Origin of the sequence: Streptomyces sp. NPDC001381, assembly GCF_042895685.1 — a bacterium.
Lineage (GTDB): Bacteria > Actinomycetota > Actinomycetes > Streptomycetales > Streptomycetaceae > Streptomyces.
In genome coordinates this window covers 1,011,865-1,031,771 of sequence record NZ_JBIAWO010000002.1, presented here as the reverse complement: position 1 = coordinate 1,031,771, position 19,907 = coordinate 1,011,865, and the positions used below count along the sequence as shown (strand labels likewise).

Below are 19,907 nucleotides of genomic sequence, written 5' to 3'. Positions count from 1 at the left end.
GAGGTCAGGCAGCCGAGGAGCCGTCCGGCCCCCCTCGGAACCGTCCTGTTCGGGGCCGGCCGGCCCATGCGGGCACCGAGCGCCGGGCGGAGAGTGGAAGGAGGAGAACGCCCACGACATCAGGAGGCGGGACCATGTGGCACCGGATGGTGAGCGACCTCATGACCACCACGGTCGTCCGGGTGCACCGGGACACCGGTTTCAAGGAGATCGCCAAACTGCTCGCCGAGTACGACGTCACCGCCGTACCGGTCGTGGACGACGACGAACACGTCGTGGGTGTGGTCTCCGAGGCCGACCTGCTGCGCAAGGAGGCCGCCCAGCTGGATCCGTCCGCTCAGCCGCCGGGTCCGCGGCCCGAGCCGTCCGCCGGCGCCAAGGCGGCGGCCACGACCGCCGAAGGGCTGATGAACAGTCCGGCCGTGACGGCCAGGCCGCAGTGGAGCGTGGTGGAGGCCGCCCAGGTCATGGAGCGCCACCACGTCAAACGGCTGCCGGTGGTCGACGAGACCGACAGGCTGGTCGGCGTGGTCAGCAGGGCCGACCTGCTCCGCGTGTTCCTGCGGGGAGACAGCGCCCTGCGCGAGGAGATCACCGGGGAGGTCCTGCTGCGCACGCTCGGGATCAGCCCCGGCGCGGTCACGGTGCGGGTCGTCGACGGGCGCGTCACGCTGACGGGCACCGTCGAACGCAAGTCCCTCGTTCCGATCGTCGTCCGGCTGTGCCAGGGGGTGGACGGTGTCGTCGACGTGTCCGCCCGGCTGGAGCACCGGGTGGACGACACCTCCGCGGCGCCGGGCGACGACACGGCACGCCGCGCCGGACTGGCCACCTGAGCGAGAGTGGAGCTGAGCGCCATGACGTCTCCGACCCCCCTGCCCGACCGCCCGGTCCGGGTCACCGCGCGGCTCGACGCCCCGCTGTCCCGCTGGCTGTGGCTGGTCAAGTGGATCCTGATCATCCCGCACTGCATCGTGCTGTTCTTCCTGTGGATCGCCTTCACCGTCGTCTCCGTGATCGCCTTCTTCGCGATCCTGTTCACCGAGCGCTACCCGCGCGGCCTGTTCGACTTCAACCTGGGAGTGCTGCGCTGGACCTGGCGGGTCGCCTTCTACTCGTACGGCACCCTGGCCACCGACCGCTACCCGCCGTTCAGCCTCGGTGAGGAGCCCGACTACCCGGCCCGGCTGGACATCGCCTACCCCGAGCGGCTCTCCCGGGGCCTGGTCCTGGTGAAGTGGTGGCTGCTGGCCATCCCGCACTACATCGTCGTCGGCTTCTTCGTCGGCGGCTGGCACCTCGGCTGGTGGGACGGCGGGCTGGTGGCCCTCCTGACGGTGATCGCCGCCGTGATCCTTACGTTCACCGAGAAGTACCCCCGGGACCTGTTCGACCTGGTCACGGGTCTGAACCGATGGGTGCTGCGGGTCGCCGCCTACACCTCCCTGATGACGGACGTCTATCCGCCGTTCCGCCTCGACATGGGCGGCACCGAGCCGGACGACCGCCCGCTGGTGCCCTGACCCCGGTCAAGCGGCGGGACGCGTCCGCTCAGTCCCGCTGCGGAACCACCGCCACCGGGCACTCGGCGTGGTGCAGCAGCGTGTGCGCGGCCCTGCCGAGCTGCAGACCGAAGAGGCCGTGCCGCCGCTCGGCGCCGACGACGATCAGATCGGCGGCCGTCGAGGCGTCGAGGAGGACCCGGTGGGCGGTGCCCTCGACCACCTGGCGGTGCAGTTCGACCCCGGGGTGGTCCCGGACGGCGTCGCGCAGCGACTCGGTGAGGAGGGCGGAGGCGCTCTCCTCGTCGGCGCCCGCGGCGTCGCCGGCGTGTTCACGGGCGGGGCGGCGCCAGGCCCGTACGGCGTGCAGGGCGCAGCCGCGCGTGCGCGCCTCGTCGAAGGCGAACCGGACCGCCTCGGAGCCCTCGGGCGAGTCGCCGACGCCGACCACGACCCGGCCGTAGGAGCCCTGCCGGTTGCGCTGCCCGCCCCGGACGACGACGACCGGGCACACGGCGCGGCCGGCCACCGTGAGGCCGACCGACCCGAGCAGCAGCCCGGCGAGCTCGCCACGGCCGCGGGAACCCGTGACCAGGGCGAAGGACGCGTGGCCCGCGTTCAGCAGCACGGACACGGCGTCGTCGGGCAGGACCTCGCCCGACACCTTCAGTTCCGGGGTGCGCCGCCGGGCGCGTTCCACGCACGACGCGACGATGTTCTCCGCCATGACCTCCTCGGAGGGACGGCCGGTGGAGAACGACGGGCGGACGCCCTCGTAGCGCTCCCACAGGGAGGCGTACAGCAGCCGCAGGGGCAGCCCGTGGCGCGCCGCCTCGTCCGCCGCCCAGTCCACCGCCTCGAAGCTGGAATCCGATCCGTCGACGCCCACGACCAGCGGGAGTTCCATCGTCGCCACCGCCTTCCCGGTCGGCACCCCGAGACTTGCCTGTCCTTACCGTCGCACCGTCCCCGGTCCCCCGCGACACGTGCGCCGGTCCCGTTCAGTCCTCCGCCGGCAGGACGCGGCGTCCCGTGACGCGCGTCGGCCGGATCGACACCCACAGGTCCCGTTCGCCCCCGGCCCACGGGCTGGTGTGGGCGCGGGCGGCCAGTTCCCGCACCGCGTCGGGTTCGGTGACCGCGCGGGCGGGGCCGACGACGAGGACGCTCCAGCCCTGGCTCATGGTCTCGTCCACATGGTCGACCTCGAAGGCGACCTCCCTCCCGACGGCCGAGGCGGGGGCCGAGTCCGGTGCCGTCCTGAAGACGACCGCGTCGTCGACCACGTCGTAGTTGACCGGGACGACCGCCGGGCCGTCCGGTGCCGACACGGCGACGCGTCCGACGCCGTGCGTGCCGAGGCGGGCCCGGCACTCCTCGGGATCGAGGTCGCGCAGGCGCGGGCGCAGGAGCGCCGTGCCCTGGCCGGGCGGCACGTCGCCGCCGCCCCCGCGCAGGGCCGTGACGCTGGTGCCCAGCGCGTCGGACAGCTTGATGAGGGTGGCCACCGTCGGGTCCGAGGGCTGTTCCTCGAGATAGGCGAGATACTCCGGTGCCATTCCGGCGCGGCGGGCCGTCTCCTCCCGGGACAGACCGCGGCGGGCGCGCTCGGCGGCGACGCGCCGGCCCACGTCGCCGGGGTTGGGGGTCCGGCCGGTCAGGGCGCCGTGGGCCCCGGTGCCGCCCTGGTCCCCGGGGGTGCCGGGGGCCTCGTGAGCGGGATGACGGATGTGCGCGTCCGGCCCGGGGAAGACCAGCGTCACCTCGTCCGTGTCCGACCAGCGCACGTCGTAGGGCGGGGAACCGTCCGGGTGATGGAGCCCCACGATCTCGCCGTCGCGCCTGGCGGCACCGGTGCCCGGGCGCTCCACAACGAGCCGGTCGCCGAGTTGAGCTCGCATGATCGCCACCGTTCCTCAGGATGCCGCCGGCGTGTGGGCGCTCATGCTCACGGTGTCTGCTCCGGCATCGGCCAGCCGGTGCCCGGACCGGCGGTGCGCCCGTTCGCGGGCGGGTTCATCGCTTCTATGTCACGGCCGGCGACCTCCACGAGCTGCCGGCCGAGGTCGTGCAGGGCACGGCCCGCCGCCAGTTCGTCGCCGATCTCCGGGACCTCCGGGTCGGCGGGGTTGCGGTGCGCGGCGCCGTGGCCGGTGAGTTCCGTGGTGCCGGTGTTCAGCACCACGCGTGCCTTGGTGTCGTCGTCCTCCTCGAAGAGGAAGAGACGCACCTTCCACTCCACGGTATGCGGCATCGTTCTGCTCCTCACGTCGGTACGTCGGTACGTCGGGTGCGGTTCGTGTGCGGTTCGTCGCGGGCCGGGCCCGGGCGCGGGGCGCCCGGGGTGTCCTTCGCCCGCGCGGGGGCCGTTCATATCCTCGGCACGACCATGACCGGGCACGGCGCGTGGTGCAGCACCGCGTGGTTGACGAGGCCCAGTTGCAGACCGACGTGCCCGCGGCGCCGGCGTGCTCCGACGATGAGCAGGTCGGCGTGGGACGCCTCGTCCAGGAGGGCGCGCCGTGCCGGACCCTCGACCGCCTCACTGCTCACCTCGACCTCCCGGTAGTGCTCGAAGGGGCCGGCCAGCGCCTCGGCGAGGACCCGCGCCGGCGGGCGCCGGCGGGTCTGGAGCGCGTACCCGGCCAGGCCAGGCGGTCCGGCGTTCGCGGCCGGGGCGCTCCAGGCGTGCACCGCCACCAGCCGGCAGTGCCGCGCGCGGGCCTCGCGGAACGCGAACCGGACCGCGGTGTCGCTGCCCTCCCCGTCCTCGACGCCCACGACGACGCTGCCGAACCGGCCGTGCCGGTGCTTGGCTCCGCCGCGTACGACGACGACCGGGCACGTCGCGTGGGCGGCCACGGCGAGGCTGACCGAGCCCAGCAGCAGGCCGGCGAGATCCCCGAGGCCCCGCGACCCGAGGACCAGCGCGAAGGCGTTGCGCCCGCGGCCGACCAGGGCGGCGGCCGCGTCCTCGTGCACCACCTCGCTCGACAGCCGCACGGCCGGTGTGCCGCGCCGGGCGCGCTCCCAGGCGACGTCGATCAGGTCCGGCGCCTCGTGGCCGGCGACGGCCGCGTGCACGAGATGGAGCGGCACGCCGTGCCGGAGCGACTCGTCGGCGGCCCAGTCCACCGCCTCGAGGCTCGCCTCGGACCCGTCGATGCCGGCCACCAGGGGAAGCGTCACCGCCGCCACCTCCGTCGTTGCGGACTTCGAACGCCGGGCGCCGTCGGGCCGGGGACCACATGCGGCGCGGGGAGATCTGGGGTAGTCCTCGATGTAGAAGCGCCGTGCTCTGCCGGTCTGCGCCGACGCTCACCGTCCTTCCAGCTTCGTACGAGACGGAGGCAGTCGCCATGGAACCAGCCCTGACCGTGGGTCTCGACGGCTCACCCGAGAGCCATGCGGCCGCCCACTGGGCCGCCGACGAGGCCGAGCGGCGCCGTCTCACCCTGCGCCTGTTGCACGCGTGGCCCCTGCTGGTGCCGGAGCCGACGAACGTCCGCTCCGAGATCGACCAGAACTACTGGGCGAAGAAGCTCGTGCACAACGCCCAGGCGGAGCTCCAGGCCGGCCACCCCGGACTCACCGTCGTGGGCAATCTGGTCGCCGACGACGCGCAGAACGCCCTGCTCCAGGCGGCGTCGGAATCCGAGATGCTGGTCCTCGGCTCGCGCGGACTGACGCCCTGGGAGAGCTACTTCCTGGGCGACATCAGCATGCCCGTCGTGGCCCGCTCGGAGCGGCCCGTGGTGCTGGTACGGGCCCGGCAGCCCGGGGAGCCGGGGCGGCCCGCCCCGACGGCGGCGGGCGGCGTGGTGGTGGCGCTGAAGCTCCACGGCCCGTGCGAGGACCTGCTCGAGTTCGCCTTCGCCACCGCCGCCGCCCGGGGCGTGCCGCTGCGTGCCGTCCACGGCCGGGGCGTCCCGCTGCACGCGTACGCCCCCTGGGGCTCGGACCACGGGGTGACCCAGGAGATCGCGCACGACGTGCAGAAGGGGCTCGACCAGGTCCTGCGCCCCTGGCGGGAGAAGTTCCCCGGCGTCGTCGTGACGGACGTGCCGCGGCTGGAGAGCCCCGCCAGGGCCGTCGTGAGGGCCGCCGAGGGTGCCGACCTGCTCGTCGTGGGCCGGCGCAGGCACCCGGCCGGAGCGGGGCCGCGCCTGGGGCCCGTCGCCCAGGCCGCCGCGCACCACGCCCGCTGCCCCGTCGCGGTGGTCCCGCACGACTGAAGCGGACCCGGGAGGACCGCCTGGCCTCGACGGTGGCCGGCGGGGGACGGTCCTTCCGCCGTGAGGGACGGCGCCAGGCCCGCACGGTCCCGCCCCTCACCCGATCGGCCCCTGGGTCGTGTCCGCGAGGTCCCGCCGTTCGCCCGCAGGGCGGGCCTCGCGGCGTCGTGGGGCCCCTCCCGCGCGAGCGAAGCCGAGCGTGGGGGAGCGTGCTCTCGGCGTGCCGGGCGGAAGGCCTCGTACCGGGTGTACTCGGGCTTCGCCCGGTGCGGCGAGAGCACGTGCCGGGCGTCGCGAGGCAGGCGGGACTTTGCGGACACGACCTAGGCCCGCCGCGCCGTGCGCGGTCCGCCGGGAACAGCGGCGGACCGCGGCGAGGGGGGCGCCATGGCCATGACGAGCACAGCACCGGACGCGACGGCCGGCGGGCCGCGAGGGAGGCCGGAGGCGCACCGGCCGGAGGGCACCCACGTCGACGGTGACACGTACGCGGTGGACGTCCGGGCCACCGGCTCCAGGTCGGCCGGCCCCTGGACGCGGGCGGTACGGACACCGTGCCGGCTCCGGTCGAGTCGTTCGCCGCGCCGAGGGCCACCTGCGTCGCCTTCCACGCGGGCCGCCCTCTGGAGCGCCACGGACCGCCACGCGCCGGACCGCGGGTCCGTACGGACACCCGGACGCGGAGACCGGACCGCCCGCGTCGGATCCGGCGCGTGGTCCTGGTGCCGCCGCCCGAACTGTCCGCCCGGCGCCGTGCGGCCCCGCTCGCGGTCGCCGCGCACCGCTCGGCGCACCACACCCTGCACGATCCTCCGGCGGTCCCCATCGGGCCGGAGGCCCGAGGAGGCCGCCCTCGCCCCGGCGTGCGCCGACCGGCCCGCGGCATCAGGGCCCAAGGCCCGGCGGATCGGGGCTCTTCGGCCCATGACGGGCGAGTGGACGCAGGACGACCGTGAAGACGGGCGCCGGGATCACGGGTGTGAGGCCCGCGTCCGGCGACCGTGAGGAAGTGGGTGACCGCGATGCTCTGGTACGGCCATGACCCCGGTGGGTGGGGCTGGTTCACCATGTCGGTCGGCATGGTCCTCTTCTGGGCCGCGCTGATCGCCTGCGGCGTCCTGCTGTTCCGGGCCCTGTCCCGGCCGGCCGGCCCGGGGGCGACGACCGGCGCGGCACCGCCCAGGACCACCCCCGAACAGCTCCTCGCCGAACGCTTCGCCCGCGGGGAGATCGACGAGGACGAATACCGCCGCCGCCTGACCGTTCTGCGGGCCGGCGGCGAACCCCGGCCCGGCAAGAACTGATCGCACGGCCATGGCCGCACGCGTCCGCGACCGCCGTGGAATAGTGGAGGAGACGGGACGCGCTCTCGTGAACGGCCGGTCGGCCCTGGAGGGAGGCAGATCCGGTGAGCGTACGTGAACTCGACACGACGACCGTGACAGCCCTGGTCGAAGACGCCACAGCCGCTCCGTCGATGCACAACGCGCAGCCGTGGCGGTTCCGCTTCCTGCGCGGTGACGGCACCGTCGAGGTGTACGCGGATCTCGACCGCGCCATGCCACGGGCCGACCCCACCACGCGCGCACTGCACCTGGGGTGCGCCGCCGCCCTGTTCAACCTGCGGGTCTCCGCCGCCCACGCGGGCTGGGCGACGGCCACCGAACTGCTGCCCGACCCCGCGAACCCGCGGCTGCTCGCGTCGGTGCGGCTGAGCGGTCCCGCGCTTCCCGGGCACGGCGTCGAGCACGACCTGGTGCCGCTGTATCCGGCGATCCGCCGCCGGCACACCAGCCGTCAGCCGTTCACGGACGAGCAGATCCCCGACCCCCTGAAGGACGCGCTGAGCGCCGCCGCCCTGCTGGAGGGGGCTCGGCTGGTCTTCCCCGGATCATGGCATGTGCGGACCCTGCTGGACCTGGTCCAGGACGCCGAGGGGCGCGACGCCCTGGACGCGGCCGCCGCCGAGGAACTGCGGCAGTGGACCCGTACGGGCACGGCGGCGGCGGAGACGGCGAGCGACGGGGTGCCCGAGTACGCCTTCGGCCCCCGCCGGCGCAACGGCCGGGCGCCCGTGCGGGACTTCGCCGCCAGGCTGCCGGTGCCCGGCCGTGAGACCGCCGCGTTCGAGAGCGCGCCCCAGCTCGCCGTCCTCGGCACCACGGGCGACCGAACGAAGGACTGGCTGCTGGCGGGCCAGGCCATGGAGCGCGTCCTGCTCCAGGCGACCCTCGACGGGCTCGCCACCTCCCTCACCTCCCAGGCCCTCGAATGGCCCGAACTCCGCTGGACCGTGCGCGACCCGCAGTCGCCGATGGGTTTCATCCAGATGGTCCTGCGCCTCGGATACGGCCCCGCGGGCCCCGGCACCCCGCGCCGCCCCGTGCACGAGGTGCTCGACCTCGGCTGAGCCGGCCCGCCGAGTCCTCTCCCCCGGGCGGCAGGCGGCTCTCCTCCCGCGGAACGGGCCGAAGGGCCCCGGCGCCGGGCTGTGCGGCCCTGCGCTTCGGGGCTCGCCGCCGCCGTGACGGGGCCGTCGGGTGCCTGCCGCCGCACGCCTGCGGGCCGGGAGGCTGAAGGTGCGGCGGCGCCGGGCGAGGCGCCCCCCGCCCCCGCGTGGCGCGTGCCCTCGTACGAGGCACCCGCGGGGGCCGACAGGGAGGGGAAAGGTCATGGCATCCGTCAGCTTCGACAAGGCCACGAGGCGCTTTCCGGGCATGGAGCACCCGGCCGTCGACAGGCTCGACCTGGAGATCGCCGACGGCGAGTTCATGGTCCTGGTGGGTCCTTCCGGCTGCGGCAAGTCCACGATCCTGCGCATGCTCGCGGGACTGGAGGACGTCGACTCCGGCGCGATCCGCATCGGCGACCGGGACGTGACCCTCCCCCAGAGCCTGAAAGGCCTGGGGGGACCCCCAGCCGCCCAAGGACCGGGACATCGCGATGGTGTTCCAGAACTACGCCCTGTACCCGCACATGACGACGGCGGACAACATGGGCTTCGCACTGAAGATCGCCAAGATGCGCAAGGAGGACGTCCGCCGCCGCGTCACCGAGGCCGCGGACGCTCTCGACCTCGGGGACTTCCTGGACCGCAAGCCCAAGTCCCTGTCCGGAGGGCAGCGTCAGCGGGTCGCCATGGGGCGGGCCATCGTCCGCGAACCCCGGGTGTTCCTGATGGACGAGCCCCTGTCCAACCTGGACGCCAAGCTGCGTACCCAGACCCGGACGCAGATCGCCTCGTTGCAGCGGCGGCTGGGCACCACCACCGTGTACGTCACGCACGACCAGGTCGAGGCGATGACGATGGGCGACCGCATGGCCGTCCTCAAGGACGGGGTGCTGCAGCAGGTGGGGTCCCCCCGGGAGGTGTTCGCGCGCCCGGCCAACGCGTTCGTCGGCGGCTTCATCGGCTCCCCCGCCATGAACCTCTTCCGTCTGCCTGTCGTCGGGGAGGGCGCCGAACTGGGCGGGCTTCTCGTGCCGCTGGATCCGGGGGTGCGGCGGGCGGCGTCCGAGGAGGGCGCGGCCGAGGTCCTGCTCGGGGTCCGGCCGGAGTCCTTCACCGTGCTGTCCGGCGAGGACCTGGAGACGCCGGCCCTGGAGCTGGTGGTGGAGGCCGTGGAGGACACCGGGGCCGTCACCTACCTCCACACGACCGCCAAGGTCGGCCCGGAGACCGCGGAGGTCGTCGTCCGCGCCCCGGAACGGCGACGGCACGGCAAGGGGGAGCAGTTGCGGGTCACCGTCCGGACGGACGGCTGTCACCTCTTCTCCGCGCTGACGGAGCGGCGGCTGCCGGGGTCCGACGGCTGACGTCCACGGGTGAGCCCCCGCCGCGCGGGCGGGGGCTCATCGCCGCCGGGGCACTCAGCCGACGAACTCCGCGACGGCCGCCTTCAGTTCGCTCAGTCCCTTCTTCGCGTCGGTGAAGAACATCCCGGTCCTGGGGTCGGTGTACAGCTCGTTGTCGATGCCCGCGTAGCCGTGGCCCATCGACCGCTTGATGACCACGACGCTCTTCGCCTTGTCGACGTCGAGGATCGGCATCCCGGAGATCGCGTTGCCGGGGCGGCGCGCCATGGGGTTGGTGACGTCGTTGGCGCCGACGACGAGGGCGACGTCGGTCTGGGGGAACTCCGAATTGGCCTCGTCCATCTCCCGCAACAGCGGATACGGCACGTTCGCCTCCGCCAGGAGCACGTTCATGTGACCGGGCATACGGCCCGCGACCGGGTGCACGGCGTAGCTGACGTCGATGCCGTGGGCGGTGAGCAGTTCGGCCAGGTCGCCGAGTTCGTGCTGGGCCTGGGCGGCGGCGAGACCGTAGCCGGGGACGAAGACGACCTTGCTCGCGTACGCCAGCTGGATCGCCACGTCGTCGGCGGAGACCGGCCGCACCGGGGCCTGGGGCCCGCCCGCGCCGGTCGCCGCCGGGGCGCTGTCGCCGGTGCCGAAGCCGCCGACGACGACGTTGGCGACGGAGCGGTTCATGGCGTCGGCCATCAGCTTGGTGAGGATGCCGCCCGAGGAGCTGACCAGCATGCCCGCGATGATGAGGGCGGTCTCGTCGAGGACGAAGCCGGCCATCGCGACCGCGGATCCGGTGAAGGCGTTCAGCAGGGCGATGACGACCGGCATGTCGGCGCCGCCGATGGGCAGCACCATGGTCACGCCGAACAGCAGGGCCACGGCGGTCAGTCCGTACAGCGCGGTACGGGAGTCGGGCGCCAGCACCAGCCAGACCGTGCCGGCGACGAAGGAGGCCGGCAGCAGCACGTTCAGCAGCCGCGCCCCGGGGAAGACGACGGGCGCCCCGGAGACGGTCCCCTGGAGCTTGCCGGCCGCGATCAGCGAGCCGGAGAAGGTGACCGCGCCGATGACGATGTCCAGCGCGCCCGGCAGGGAGACCCTGGCGCCGAGTGCCGCCGGGTCGTCGGCCTGGAGCAGGTCGTTGACGGCGATGAGCGCGGCCGCGCCGCCGCCGACGGCGTTGAAGAGACTGACCAGTTGGGGCATGGCGGTCATGCGCACCTCGCGCGCGGCCCACAGGCCGAGTGCTCCGCCGACGAGCCCGCCGGAGCCGAGCACCAGCCAGCCGGTGCGGCTGATGACGCCCTCGTCGGCCACCAGCCACACGGTGGCCCCGATCGCGACGGCCATCGCGACGGCGGAGAGGGTGTTGCCGCGGCGGGCGGTGCGCGGATGGTTCATCAGGTGCAGGCCGAGCACGAAGCAGGCGGCCGCGCCGAGGAAGACGTAGTGGACGGCCTGGGAGACGGTGTCCATGGCGGTCACACCTCCGTCGTGTCGTGGGTCCGCGGCTTGGCCTTGAACATCTCCAGCATCCGGTCCGTGACGACGTATCCGCCGACGACGTTCATCGCGCCGAAGACCATGGCCACGAAGGCCAGGACGTAGCCGAGCCAGGTGTGCGACTCCGCCGCGATCAGCATGGCGCCGACGACGACGATGCCGTGCACCGAGTTGGAACCGGACATCAGCGGGGTGTGCAGGGTCGCGGGGACCTTGCTGATGACCTCGATGCCGACCAGCACGCTCAGCACGAACACGGTGATCGCGGTGAGGAGGTCGAGGTCGTTCATGACGTTTCACCTCCCATGAGGGCACCCGTGATCTCGTCGGACGGGTCGAGGACGAGTTCGCCGTCCCGCACCAGGTGGCGCAGCAGGGCGACGAGGTTGCGGGCGTAGGCCGTGGACGCGGCGGTGGCCATCGCGGACGGCAGGCGTCCGGCGCCGATGACGGTGACCCCGTTGTCCAGGACGGCCGTCTTGTCGGGTTCGGAGTTCTCGACGTTGCCGCCGAGGTCGCTCGCGGCGAGGTCGACGACGACCGAGCCGGGCCGCATCCGCTCCAGCACGGACGCGGTCACCAGCAGCGGCGGCTTGCGGCCGGGGACCTGGGCGGTCGTGACGACGATGTCGGAGCGGGCGATGTGCGTGTCCAGGGCGGCGCGCTGGGCCTGCTGCTCGGCCTCGGTCAACTCCCGTGCGTAGCCTCCCCGTCCGGTACCCGGTTCCTCGTCCGGCGGGCGCTGGACGTCGAGGAACCGGGCACCGAGGGACTCCACCTCCCCTCGTGACGCGGGGCGTACGTCGTACGCCGAGACGACGGCGCCGAGGCGGCGGGCCGTGGCGATGGCCTGCAGTCCGGCCACTCCGGCGCCGAGGACCAGGAACTGCGCCGGGCGCATGGTGCCCGCCGCGGTGGTCAGCATCGGGAAGAAGCGGTCGTAGGAGTCGGCGGCGAGCAGGGCCGCCTTGTAGCCGGCGACGCAGGCCTGGGAGGTCAGCGCGTCCATCGACTGGGCGCGGCTGAGGGTGCGCGGCAGCAGGTCGAGGCTCACCGTGCGCACGCCGCGGCGGTGCAGGTCCTGCACCAGGGCGGGGTGGCGCAGCGGTTCGAGCAGACCGGTCAGGGTCTGCCCGGCGCGCAGGGCCGCGGCGGTCTCCCGGTCGGGCGCCGCCACGCACAGGACGAGGCCGGCCCGTGCGTACAGCTCCGCCGGGGACACGACGGCCGCGCCCGCGGCGGTGTAGTCGGCGTCGGTGAACCAGGCTCCGGAGCCCGCGCCGGTCTCGACGAGGACGTCGAGCCCGGCCCGGCGCAGAAGGGGGACGGTCTCGGGGACGACGGCGACCCGGCGTTCGCCGGGCGCCCGCTCCCGTACGGCGCCCACGGTGACGGTGGCCATGGTGTGCTGCCTTTCCCTGTGGCCCGGTGGGTGCCGGGCCACAGAACTCTCGGGCCTCTCGGGCCTCTCAGAACTCGAAGACGAGCCGTGCCTCGGCCCGCCCGCCGAGGACCTCTTCGAAGGAGTCGTTGACGTCCTCCAGGCGGCGGGTCTCGGCGATGACCCGGGTGCGTCCTGCCGCGTGCAGCGCGAACACCTCGGTCAGGTCCTGGCGGGTGCCGACGATGGAGCCGATCACCGAGATGCCGCCGATGACGGTCTCGAAGATCGGCACCTGGATCGCCGCGTCGTCGGCGGGCAGCGCGACCATGACCAGACGTCCGCCGGGGTTGAGCGACCGGTACGCCTGCTCGAAGGCCTGGGGCGCGGCCGCGAGGACGATCGCCACGTCCGCTCCGCCCGCCTTCCTGATCTCCTCGACGGGGTCGTGGGTGCGGGCGTTGACGAGTGCGTCGGCGCCGAGCCGGTGGGCCAGGCCCAGCTTGTCCGGTTCGAGGTCGACGGCGGTGACCAGACCGCCGACCAGGCGCGCGTACTGCACCGCGAGGTGGCCGAGTCCGCCGATGCCGAACACGGCGACCCGTTCGGCCGGGACCACGTGTGCGACCTTGACGGCCTTGTACGTGGTGACGCCGGCGCAGGTCAGCGGTGCCGCGTCGAGCGACGACACGGCGTCGGGCACGCGGACGACCGCGCCCGCGTTCGCGACGGTGTACTCGGCATAGCAACCGTCCACGGAGTAGCCGGAGTTGACCTGCGACCGGCACAGCGTCTCCCAGCCGGAGACGCAGTAGCGGCAGGTGCCGCAGGACGAGCCGAGCCAGGGGACGGCGACCCGCTTGCCGACCAGGTCCTCGGAGACGCCGGGGCCTACGGCCCGGACGGGGCCGATGCCCTCGTGGCCGGGGATGAACGGAGGCCGCGGCTTGACCGGCCAGTCGCCGCGGGCCGCGTGGATGTCGGTGTGGCAGAGACCGGAGGCCTCCATGCGGACGAGTACCTGTCCGGGGCCGGGCTCGGGGACCGGCAGGTCCTGGATCTCCAGGGCCTTGCCGAAGTCGGTGACCACTGCTGCCTTCATGACCTGCTCCTCAACTGCTGTGGCGCGGGGGCGTTTTGATCCGGGTGACGAAGCGCTGTCCGTCTCCGGCGGGGAGGGAGAAGCCGCCCGGGGTGCCCGGTTCGACGTCCAGGACGAGGAGCGGGCGGCCGAGCGCCTCGTAGTGGTCGGCGTTCATGTGGAAGGTGCAGCCGTGCACCACGCCGACGAGCATGTCGCCTTCTCCCAGGGCGAATGCGCCGCCGGGGAAGCACATCGGGTCGCTGCCGTCGCAGCGGCCGCCCGACTGGACGAACATCACCGGCCGGCCCTGGGCGGCGCGCAGGGCCTCGATGGCCCTACGGGCCGCCCGGGTGAGGGTGACGCGTCCCGCGGTGCCGTTCACGACCTTCGGGGACATGTCGCCGTGCTCCTTCCTAGAACAGCCCGAGCGGCTTGGTGCCGTAGCTGACCAGGAGGTTCTTGGTCTGGCTGTAGTGCTCGAGCATCATCTGGTGCGTCTCGCGGCCGATGCCGGAGACCTTGTAGCCGCCGAACGCGGCACCGGCGGGGTACTGGTGGTAGCAGTTCGTCCAGACCCGGCCGGCCTTGATGGCGCGGCCCATGCGGTAGGCGCGGGCGCCGTCACGGCTCCACACGCCGGCGCCGAGGCCGTACAGGGTGTCGTTGGCGAGGGCGAGGGCCTCGGCCTCGTCCTTGAACGTGGTGACCGCGAGGACGGGTCCGAAGATCTCCTCCTGGAAGACCCGCATCCTGTTGTGGCCCTTGAGGACGGTCGGCTCGTAGAAGTAGCCGTCCGCGAACGGGGCGTCGAGGGTGGGCCGGTGGCCGCCGGCGAGCAGTTCGGCGCCTTCCTCGAGCCCGATCTCGACGTACGAGGCGATCTTCTCGACCTGCTGCTTCGACACCTGGGGGCCGATCATGGTCGCGGTGTCGAGGGGGTCGCCCTGCTTGACGGCGCGGATGCGCTCCAGGCAGCGGCCCATGAACTCCTCGTAGATGTCCTCCTGGATGAGGGCGCGGGAGGGGCAGGTGCAGACCTCGCCCTTGTTGAACGCGTACAGGACGAGTCCCTCGACGGCCTTGCTCAGGAAGTCGTCGTCGGCCGCGGCCACGTCGTTGAAGAAGATGTTCGGCGACTTGCCGCCCAGCTCCAGGGTGACCGGGATGATGTTCTGGGACGCGTACTGCATGATCAGGCGGCCCGTGGTGGTCTCGCCGGTGAAGGCGACCTTGGCGATGCGCTCGTTGGTGGCGAGCGCCTTGCCGATCTCGGCGCCGGGTCCGTTGACGACGTTGAGGACGCCGGGCGGCACGATGTCGCCGACGACCTCCATCAGCTTCAGGATCGACCACGGGGTCGGGGAGGCGGGCTTGATCACCGTGGCGTTGCCGGCGGCGAGCGCCGGTGCCAGCTTCCACGCGGCCATCAGCAGCGGGAAGTTGAACGGGATGATCTGTCCGACCACGCCGAGCGGCTCGTGGAAGTGGTAGGCGACGGTCTCCTTGTCGATCTCGGTGATCCGGCTCTCCTCTGCGCGGATCGCGGCCGCGAAGTAGCGGAAGTGGTCGGCGGCGAGCGGGATGTCGGCGGCCAGGGTCTCGCGGACCGGCTTGCCGTTCTCCCAGCTCTCGGCGACGGCGAGTTCCTCGCGGTGGGCGTCGATGGCGTCGGCCATCCTGTTCAGGACCGCGGCGCGCCGGGCCGTGGAGGCCTCGCCCCACGCGTCCTTGGCGGAGTGCGCGGCGTCCAGGGCGTGTTCGATGTCCTCGGGCCCGGACTTCGGGATCTCGCAGATGGGCCGGGCGGTGGCGGGGCACAGGTCGGTCGTGTACTGACCCGTGGTGGGCGCCTGCCACTTGCCTCCGATGAAGTTCTCGTAGCGGGGTGCGACGTCGACGGGGCTGCCCGGCGCACCCGGAGGCTCGTACTTCATGACCGTCTCCTCTCGGATGACGTCCGATCACGACGATCGGGGTGACGCTCGGAACGCTAGGAGCGGGAACGCTGCAACACCGCTGCATGCCGCCGGACCTGCGGGACCACGGCCGTCTCCAGGTCCAGCGCGCGGGCCCGCGCCGCGGCCGCGGCGCGCTGCGGCGAGCCGGCCGGCAGTGTCCGGGCCAGCGCGGCCCAGGCACCCGGGTCCTCGGCGCCCCAGGCCGCCTCCACCCAGCGGCGCAGCAGCACGGCGTCGCCGCCGCCGAGGACGGCCCCGCGCACCTGCTGCTCCAGGCAGCGCCGGTGGGCGACGACGGCCGGTGCCTCGGAGCGCGGCAGCAGCGGGCCGCGGTAGCGGGTGAGCGCCTCGCGTACCCGGCCTTCGGCCAGCAGCCGGGACACCTCGCCGAAGTCCGTGCGCACGGGCCGCAGCAGCGCGTACGGGCGAGAGCCGAGCAGGTCGGGTCCCAGTACGGCGCGCAGCCGGGTCAGTTCGGCGCGCAGCGTCGAGGCGGGCACCTCGTGCTCCGAGAGGTCCACGGCCAGCCGGTCCCCCGGCACGCCCCGGCCGGCCAGGGCGAGCGCCAGCACGATCTCGCTGTGCCGCGGACTGAGGTGACGCACCCGGTCCGCGTCCTCCAGCAGGACGCCGTCGCGGCCCAGCGCCCACAGACGGACCCCGGCGAAGGGCGGTGTCTCCCCGCCGCGTCGCATCCGCCCGTCCGGCCCGAGAAGGGGCACCGACGGCTGCCGCAGGAGCAGCGCCTCGGCCGCCAGCGCGGCGGCACGGACCGCGGCCAGGGCGGGCGGTGTGGCGATGGTGGCGCCGCCGGACAGGTCGACCACGCCCAGCACGCGCCCGGTGGCGGGGTCGTGCACCGGGGCGGCGGCGCAGGACCAGGCGTGCGCCGATGCGCTGTAGTGCTCGCCCGTCACGATCTGCACGGGCCGGCCCAACTCCAGTGCGGTACCCGGGGCGTTGGTGCCCGCCTGCCGCTCCGACCACACCGCTCCCTCGACGAAGTGCATGCGCTCGGCGCGTCCCATGGCCCCGGTGTCCCCCTCGACCCAGAGCAGGGCGCCGTCGGCGTCGGCGACCGCGAACACATGCCCGTCGTCGGCGGCGCCGGCGCCCAGCAGTGCGCGGAACAGGGGCAGTACGGAGGCGAGGGGGTGGGCGCGGCGATAGGCCTCCAGCTCTTCGGACGCCCAGCGCCGCGGTGGCGGGCGGCTGCCGTCGGGCCGTACCTCGCCCGCCGCGCAGCGCTGCCAGGAGTCGGCGACGAGGCCGCGCACGCCCGGCGCCCGGCGCGACGTGGACGCGTATTGCTCGTGGGCGGCGCGCAGCGCGGCGACCGAGGCGCTCGAAGCGTCCATGGCACCTCCCTCGTGCCCGCTGCCGGACCGGCGGCACCAGCCTCGCCCCTGCACCGGGGCGGCCCGCAGGGGCCGAACGTCCCGAATCCCGGGGACATACGGCGGTGCGGGCCTCCTCATCGGGAGGCCGTTCCGGACCGGTGGGGCCTTCCCGCGCGACGGGCCGCCAGTGCGGCGAGGAGGACTCCGGAGGCTGTGGCCGCGCCCGCGGCCCACCGCGCCGCGTCCAACGGCACGGTGCCGAACACGGCGTTGGCCCAGGGAAGGTGGACGGCGGCCGCCCCCACGGCGAGGACACCGGCCAGACACAGCCCCAGGGCGCGGTCGCGGAACCGGTGACGGCCCGGCAGGGGGCCTTCGTCCGCACGGGCGTTGAGCGCGCTGAGCACGCTGAACAGCTGGAACGGCATGAGGGGGGTGAACGCCATCGTCAGGGCCGGGTGGCGACGGTGTGCCCCTGGTCCGGCAGCGCGCGGACGATGACGACCTTGTTGCCGGTGGGCGTCCGCCGTCGCGGCGGGGCGCTCGGCGGCGTCCTGGTGGCGCGGGCCCTCGGCCGTCGCCGGCCCGGTCACGGATTCCCGCCCTCCTCACGGATCACCGCGACGGGGCAGCCGGCGTACCGCAGGGCCGCCCGGCTGACGCCGGCCGGGCGGGTGGCGGTCCAGCCGCCCCGGCGACGCGTGCCGATCACGACGAGCTGAGCACGGGTGCTCGCCTCGATCACCGCCCGGCGTGTCCCGCCCCGGACGCGGGCCCGGCGCACGGTGAGGTCCGGGTACTTCTTCCGCAGCGCGGCCGGCAGGGCGACGGACTGCTCGCGTAACCGGCCGGCGCGCGCCGCGGACCCGTCCAGCACCACCACGTCCGTTCCCCGGGCCGACGCCTCCGCGAAGGCGAACTCGGCGGCCCGCCGGCCGGCGGGGCCGTGGTCGCAGGCGAGCACGACGGGGCCGGCCCGGTCCGGCCTGCCGCGGACCATCAGCACCGCGGAGCCCGCGCCGGCGGCCAGCCTGGCGGCGACCGAGCCGCGTCGCGCACCGCCGGACCGGCTCGCCGGCCGGCTGCCGACGACGGTGAGCGACGCCCCGCGGGACTCCGCCTCCAGCACCGACGCGGGTTCCCCCATGAGGACCGTGTGCGTGACGCGCAGACCGGGCACGGCCCCGCGGGCCCGGCGCTCGGCCTCCGCCATCGCGCCGTCGCCCGTGCCGTGGTCCCCGGCGCCCTCCGGGTCCCAGGGGGGCACCCCCGGCGGCACCTGCGCGGCCGGCCACTCGAAGGCGTGCGCCAGCCGGAGGTCCACCCCCAGCCGGCCGGCCTCCCGGGCGGCGGCCTCCACCGCGGCCATGCTCGTCGCCGAGCCGTCCACTCCCACCAGTACGGGGCCGCTCATGTCGGCTCCCCCCTTCCTTCGCATCCTTCGCACGGCGCCGGGACGGAAGCGGTGGTGCTCCCCGGCGCGACGGCGGACAGCTCGGTGCCGCCGGACTCCTCGGGTCCGACGGCCCTGTCCCGCTTCCCGACCCCACGCTCTCCGGGTGCGGGGCGCCCCGGCAGGGGCCGGTCGGGCCCCGAAGCGCACCGTCCGGCCCTGTCCCGGCCGTCGGCGGTTGCGGAGAATCGAGAGGGTGGAGGGAACCGCGTGCGGTCGCCGGACCTTGGGTGACCTGCCGCGCCGGACACGGGAGGTGCGTCATGACCGGACCCGTCGTCGTCGGACTCGACGGCTCACCCGGGAGCGTGACGGCCGCGTGGTGGGCCGCCGACGAGGCGGTCCGCAGGGGGTTGCCGCTGGTCCTGCTCCATTCGTGGACCACGCAGCCACTCGACGTGCCGATCCCCCAGGAGGCCGCGAGCAAGCAGCGGTACGGGCAGGATCTGCTGCACCGCATGGAGGCCGAACTGCTGCACCGGTACAGCGATCTGAAGCCGACGACGGAACTGGTGGCGGAGCCCGCCGCCCAGGCCCTCCTCGCCCGCAGCAGGGGTGCGTCCCTGCTGGTGCTCGGGTCGCGCGGATACGGTTCGATGGCGAGCTTCCTGCTCGGGTCCATCAGCCTGCACGTGCTGGGCCTCGCCCGGTGCCCGGCGGTCACCGTCCGGGCCGGCGATCCCGCCGTCGAGACCGGCTGGGGACACCCCGCCGCGGTGGACCGCGGCGAGGTGGTGGTCGGCCTGTCGGACGCGGGGGCGGCGAGCGACCCGCTGCTGGAGTTCGCCTTCGCCGCCGCGGAGTCGTACGGCGTCGGGGTGCGCGTGGTGCGGGCCCTTCCCCGTCATGCGTATCTGACGTCCCCAGACGGGGAGGCCCGCCTGGAGGCCGAGGAACGCGCCCGGCTCACCACCACGCTGGTCATGTGGCGCGAGATGTTCCCGGACGTGCCCGTCGTGGCGCAGGTCGTCACGGAATCGGCCGCGCCCGCGTTGCTGTCCGCCGCCACGCACAGCCGGCTCACCGTGGTGGGCCGCCGCCGCCGGCCGGCCCACATGACCTGGAGACTCGGCCCCGTCGCGCACGCGGTGCTGCACCACGCCCCGTGCCCCGTCGCCGTCGTACCGCACGGCTGACCGGGACGGCGCCCGCCGCGGTGAGCGGGGGCCGGGATTCGGGGCGGGCGCCGCCCCCGGCGAGCGCACGGGCGGGACGCCCGACACCGGTCGACCGGGAGCCGTGCGGCATGACAAACGGAGGCGACACGCCCTGGGACGGGTCGGCCGACGGTGCTAGGCCGGAGGCCGTGTGGCAGGACGAACGGAGGCGACGCGCCCTGGGACGGCTCGTTCGATCGCGCCCGGGCAGATCGGCCGCGGCGCTCGGCCGGGGCCGTGCGGCAGGACGGCCGGATGCGGGCCGAATCGAGCCGGACGGCCGACGCGAGTGCACGGGCCGTGCGGCACGACGGCCGCCCGCTCGGCCGAGACGGCCGACGGCGGTCGGCCAGGACCCGTACCGCAGGACCACCGGATACGACGCCCGCTCGGGTCCGGCAGCCGACGGCGGTCGACCAGGAGCCCGTACGGCAGGACGACCGGATGCGACAGCGCATCGAGCGGGACAGCCGGCGCCGGA

At 74.3% G+C, this 19,907-nt stretch carries 19 protein-coding genes and 1 pseudogene; 7 read left to right on the top strand and 13 right to left on the bottom strand.

The window, feature by feature from the left end:
- Positions 1 to 134 precede the first annotated feature (134 nt).
- Positions 135 to 836 carry a CBS domain-containing protein gene (locus ACFY2L_RS11645; protein WP_390656736.1) on the top strand — a complete coding sequence of 234 codons (702 nt, stop codon included), beginning with the start codon at positions 135 to 137 and terminating at the stop codon, positions 834 to 836.
- A gap of 21 nt (positions 837 to 857) precedes the next feature.
- Positions 858 to 1,523: a DUF4389 domain-containing protein gene (locus ACFY2L_RS11640; RefSeq protein ID WP_390656735.1), complete on the top strand. Its 666-nt coding sequence runs from the start codon at positions 858 to 860 to the stop codon at positions 1,521 to 1,523.
- 28 nt (positions 1,524 to 1,551) lie between these two features.
- On the opposite strand, the gene ACFY2L_RS11635 is transcribed toward ACFY2L_RS11640, so the two are convergent.
- The 4 genes from ACFY2L_RS11635 to ACFY2L_RS11620 all read right to left on the bottom strand — a co-directional run bounded on the left by ACFY2L_RS11635 (position 1,552) and on the right by ACFY2L_RS11620 (position 4,691).
- On the bottom strand, positions 1,552 to 2,409 hold the full coding sequence (locus tag ACFY2L_RS11635) for a universal stress protein (RefSeq protein ID WP_390822412.1): 858 nt from the start codon (positions 2,407 to 2,409) through the stop codon (positions 1,552 to 1,554).
- Positions 2,410 to 2,503: 94 nt separating this feature from the next.
- Positions 2,504 to 3,403, bottom strand: a complete 900-nt coding sequence (locus ACFY2L_RS11630; protein WP_390656734.1) for a pyridoxamine 5'-phosphate oxidase family protein — start codon at positions 3,401 to 3,403, stop codon at positions 2,504 to 2,506.
- Between the two features lie 47 nt (positions 3,404 to 3,450).
- On the bottom strand, positions 3,451 to 3,756 hold the full coding sequence (locus tag ACFY2L_RS11625) for a DUF1876 domain-containing protein (RefSeq protein WP_390656733.1): 306 nt from the start codon (positions 3,754 to 3,756) through the stop codon (positions 3,451 to 3,453).
- Between the two features lie 116 nt (positions 3,757 to 3,872).
- Positions 3,873 to 4,691, bottom strand: a complete 819-nt coding sequence (locus tag ACFY2L_RS11620; RefSeq protein ID WP_390822150.1) for a universal stress protein — start codon at positions 4,689 to 4,691, stop codon at positions 3,873 to 3,875.
- A gap of 170 nt (positions 4,692 to 4,861) precedes the next feature.
- Between ACFY2L_RS11620 and ACFY2L_RS11615 the strand changes: the two genes are divergently transcribed.
- The 4 genes and pseudogenes from ACFY2L_RS11615 to ACFY2L_RS11600 all read left to right on the top strand — a co-directional run bounded on the left by ACFY2L_RS11615 (position 4,862) and on the right by ACFY2L_RS11600 (position 9,553).
- Entirely contained in the window at positions 4,862 to 5,737 is an 876-nt protein-coding gene (locus ACFY2L_RS11615; protein ID WP_390822149.1) for a universal stress protein, read from the top strand.
- A gap of 1,022 nt (positions 5,738 to 6,759) precedes the next feature.
- Complete coding sequence (locus ACFY2L_RS11610; protein ID WP_390657123.1) at positions 6,760 to 7,041, top strand: SHOCT domain-containing protein; 282 nt, start codon at positions 6,760 to 6,762, stop codon at positions 7,039 to 7,041.
- Between the two features lie 104 nt (positions 7,042 to 7,145).
- On the top strand, positions 7,146 to 8,147 hold the full coding sequence (locus tag ACFY2L_RS11605) for an Acg family FMN-binding oxidoreductase (RefSeq protein ID WP_390656730.1): 1,002 nt from the start codon (positions 7,146 to 7,148) through the stop codon (positions 8,145 to 8,147).
- A 262-nt stretch (positions 8,148 to 8,409) separates the two neighbouring features.
- A pseudogene (locus ACFY2L_RS11600) lies at positions 8,410 to 9,553 on the top strand (ABC transporter ATP-binding protein).
- Between the two features lie 54 nt (positions 9,554 to 9,607).
- Here ACFY2L_RS11600 and ACFY2L_RS11595 read toward each other — a convergent pair.
- From ACFY2L_RS11595 to ACFY2L_RS11555, 9 genes are all read right to left on the bottom strand, one after another.
- Entirely contained in the window at positions 9,608 to 11,026 is a 1,419-nt protein-coding gene (locus ACFY2L_RS11595; protein WP_390656729.1) for an NAD(P)(+) transhydrogenase (Re/Si-specific) subunit beta, read from the bottom strand.
- 5 nt (positions 11,027 to 11,031) lie between these two features.
- Positions 11,032 to 11,343: an NAD(P) transhydrogenase subunit alpha gene (locus ACFY2L_RS11590; protein WP_390656728.1), complete on the bottom strand. Its 312-nt coding sequence runs from the start codon at positions 11,341 to 11,343 to the stop codon at positions 11,032 to 11,034.
- Entirely contained in the window at positions 11,340 to 12,455 is a 1,116-nt protein-coding gene (locus ACFY2L_RS11585) for an NAD(P) transhydrogenase subunit alpha (RefSeq protein ID WP_390822148.1), read from the bottom strand. Before ACFY2L_RS11585 ends, ACFY2L_RS11590 begins: the two co-directional genes overlap by 4 nt.
- A gap of 67 nt (positions 12,456 to 12,522) precedes the next feature.
- Positions 12,523 to 13,536: a zinc-dependent alcohol dehydrogenase gene (locus tag ACFY2L_RS11580; RefSeq protein ID WP_390822147.1), complete on the bottom strand. Its 1,014-nt coding sequence runs from the start codon at positions 13,534 to 13,536 to the stop codon at positions 12,523 to 12,525.
- A 10-nt stretch (positions 13,537 to 13,546) separates the two neighbouring features.
- A complete protein-coding gene (locus tag ACFY2L_RS11575; protein WP_390656725.1) occupies positions 13,547 to 13,915 on the bottom strand; it encodes a DUF779 domain-containing protein in 369 nt (122 codons plus the stop codon).
- A gap of 16 nt (positions 13,916 to 13,931) precedes the next feature.
- Positions 13,932 to 15,452 carry an aldehyde dehydrogenase family protein gene (locus ACFY2L_RS11570; RefSeq protein WP_390822146.1) on the bottom strand — a complete coding sequence of 507 codons (1,521 nt, stop codon included), beginning with the start codon at positions 15,450 to 15,452 and terminating at the stop codon, positions 13,932 to 13,934.
- Between the two features lie 56 nt (positions 15,453 to 15,508).
- Positions 15,509 to 16,834, bottom strand: coding sequence for a transcriptional regulator (locus tag ACFY2L_RS11565; protein WP_390822145.1), 1,326 nt, complete (start codon positions 16,832 to 16,834; stop codon positions 15,509 to 15,511).
- Between the two features lie 116 nt (positions 16,835 to 16,950).
- A complete protein-coding gene (locus ACFY2L_RS11560; RefSeq protein ID WP_390822144.1) occupies positions 16,951 to 17,409 on the bottom strand; it encodes a cation transporting ATPase C-terminal domain-containing protein in 459 nt (152 codons plus the stop codon).
- Positions 17,406 to 18,230 (bottom strand): universal stress protein, encoded by an 825-nt coding sequence (locus ACFY2L_RS11555; protein ID WP_390822143.1) that lies wholly within the window; start codon positions 18,228 to 18,230, stop codon positions 17,406 to 17,408. Before ACFY2L_RS11555 ends, ACFY2L_RS11560 begins: the two co-directional genes overlap by 4 nt.
- 302 nt (positions 18,231 to 18,532) lie before the next feature.
- Here ACFY2L_RS11555 and ACFY2L_RS11550 point away from each other — a divergent pair, with 302 nt between their 5' ends.
- Positions 18,533 to 19,405 (top strand): universal stress protein, encoded by an 873-nt coding sequence (locus ACFY2L_RS11550; RefSeq protein ID WP_390822142.1) that lies wholly within the window; start codon positions 18,533 to 18,535, stop codon positions 19,403 to 19,405.
- The last annotated feature ends 502 nt before the right edge of the window (positions 19,406 to 19,907 follow it).

Bases quoted from the DNA above. Each gene is read 5' to 3' on its own strand.
- ACFY2L_RS11645 (WP_390656736.1), top strand. From the start codon at position 135: ATGTGGCACCGGATGGTGAGCGACCTCATGACCACCACGGTCGTCCGG.
- ACFY2L_RS11640 (WP_390656735.1), top strand. From the start codon at position 858: ATGACGTCTCCGACCCCCCTGCCCGACCGCCCGGTCCGGGTCACCGCG.
- ACFY2L_RS11635 (WP_390822412.1), bottom strand. From the start codon at position 2,409: ATGGAACTCCCGCTGGTCGTGGGCGTCGACGGATCGGATTCCAGCTTC.
- ACFY2L_RS11630 (WP_390656734.1), bottom strand. From the start codon at position 3,403: ATGCGAGCTCAACTCGGCGACCGGCTCGTTGTGGAGCGCCCGGGCACC.
- ACFY2L_RS11625 (WP_390656733.1), bottom strand. From the start codon at position 3,756: ATGCCGCATACCGTGGAGTGGAAGGTGCGTCTCTTCCTCTTCGAGGAG.
- ACFY2L_RS11615 (WP_390822149.1), top strand. From the start codon at position 4,862: ATGGAACCAGCCCTGACCGTGGGTCTCGACGGCTCACCCGAGAGCCAT.
- ACFY2L_RS11610 (WP_390657123.1), top strand. From the start codon at position 6,760: ATGCTCTGGTACGGCCATGACCCCGGTGGGTGGGGCTGGTTCACCATG.
- ACFY2L_RS11595 (WP_390656729.1), bottom strand. From the start codon at position 11,026: ATGGACACCGTCTCCCAGGCCGTCCACTACGTCTTCCTCGGCGCGGCC.
- ACFY2L_RS11590 (WP_390656728.1), bottom strand. From the start codon at position 11,343: ATGAACGACCTCGACCTCCTCACCGCGATCACCGTGTTCGTGCTGAGC.
- ACFY2L_RS11585 (WP_390822148.1), bottom strand. From the start codon at position 12,455: ATGGCCACCGTCACCGTGGGCGCCGTACGGGAGCGGGCGCCCGGCGAA.
- ACFY2L_RS11580 (WP_390822147.1), bottom strand. From the start codon at position 13,536: ATGAAGGCAGCAGTGGTCACCGACTTCGGCAAGGCCCTGGAGATCCAG.
- ACFY2L_RS11575 (WP_390656725.1), bottom strand. From the start codon at position 13,915: ATGTCCCCGAAGGTCGTGAACGGCACCGCGGGACGCGTCACCCTCACC.
- ACFY2L_RS11570 (WP_390822146.1), bottom strand. From the start codon at position 15,452: ATGAAGTACGAGCCTCCGGGTGCGCCGGGCAGCCCCGTCGACGTCGCA.
- ACFY2L_RS11565 (WP_390822145.1), bottom strand. From the start codon at position 16,834: ATGGACGCTTCGAGCGCCTCGGTCGCCGCGCTGCGCGCCGCCCACGAG.
- ACFY2L_RS11555 (WP_390822143.1), bottom strand. From the start codon at position 18,230: ATGAGCGGCCCCGTACTGGTGGGAGTGGACGGCTCGGCGACGAGCATG.
- ACFY2L_RS11550 (WP_390822142.1), top strand. From the start codon at position 18,533: ATGACCGGACCCGTCGTCGTCGGACTCGACGGCTCACCCGGGAGCGTG.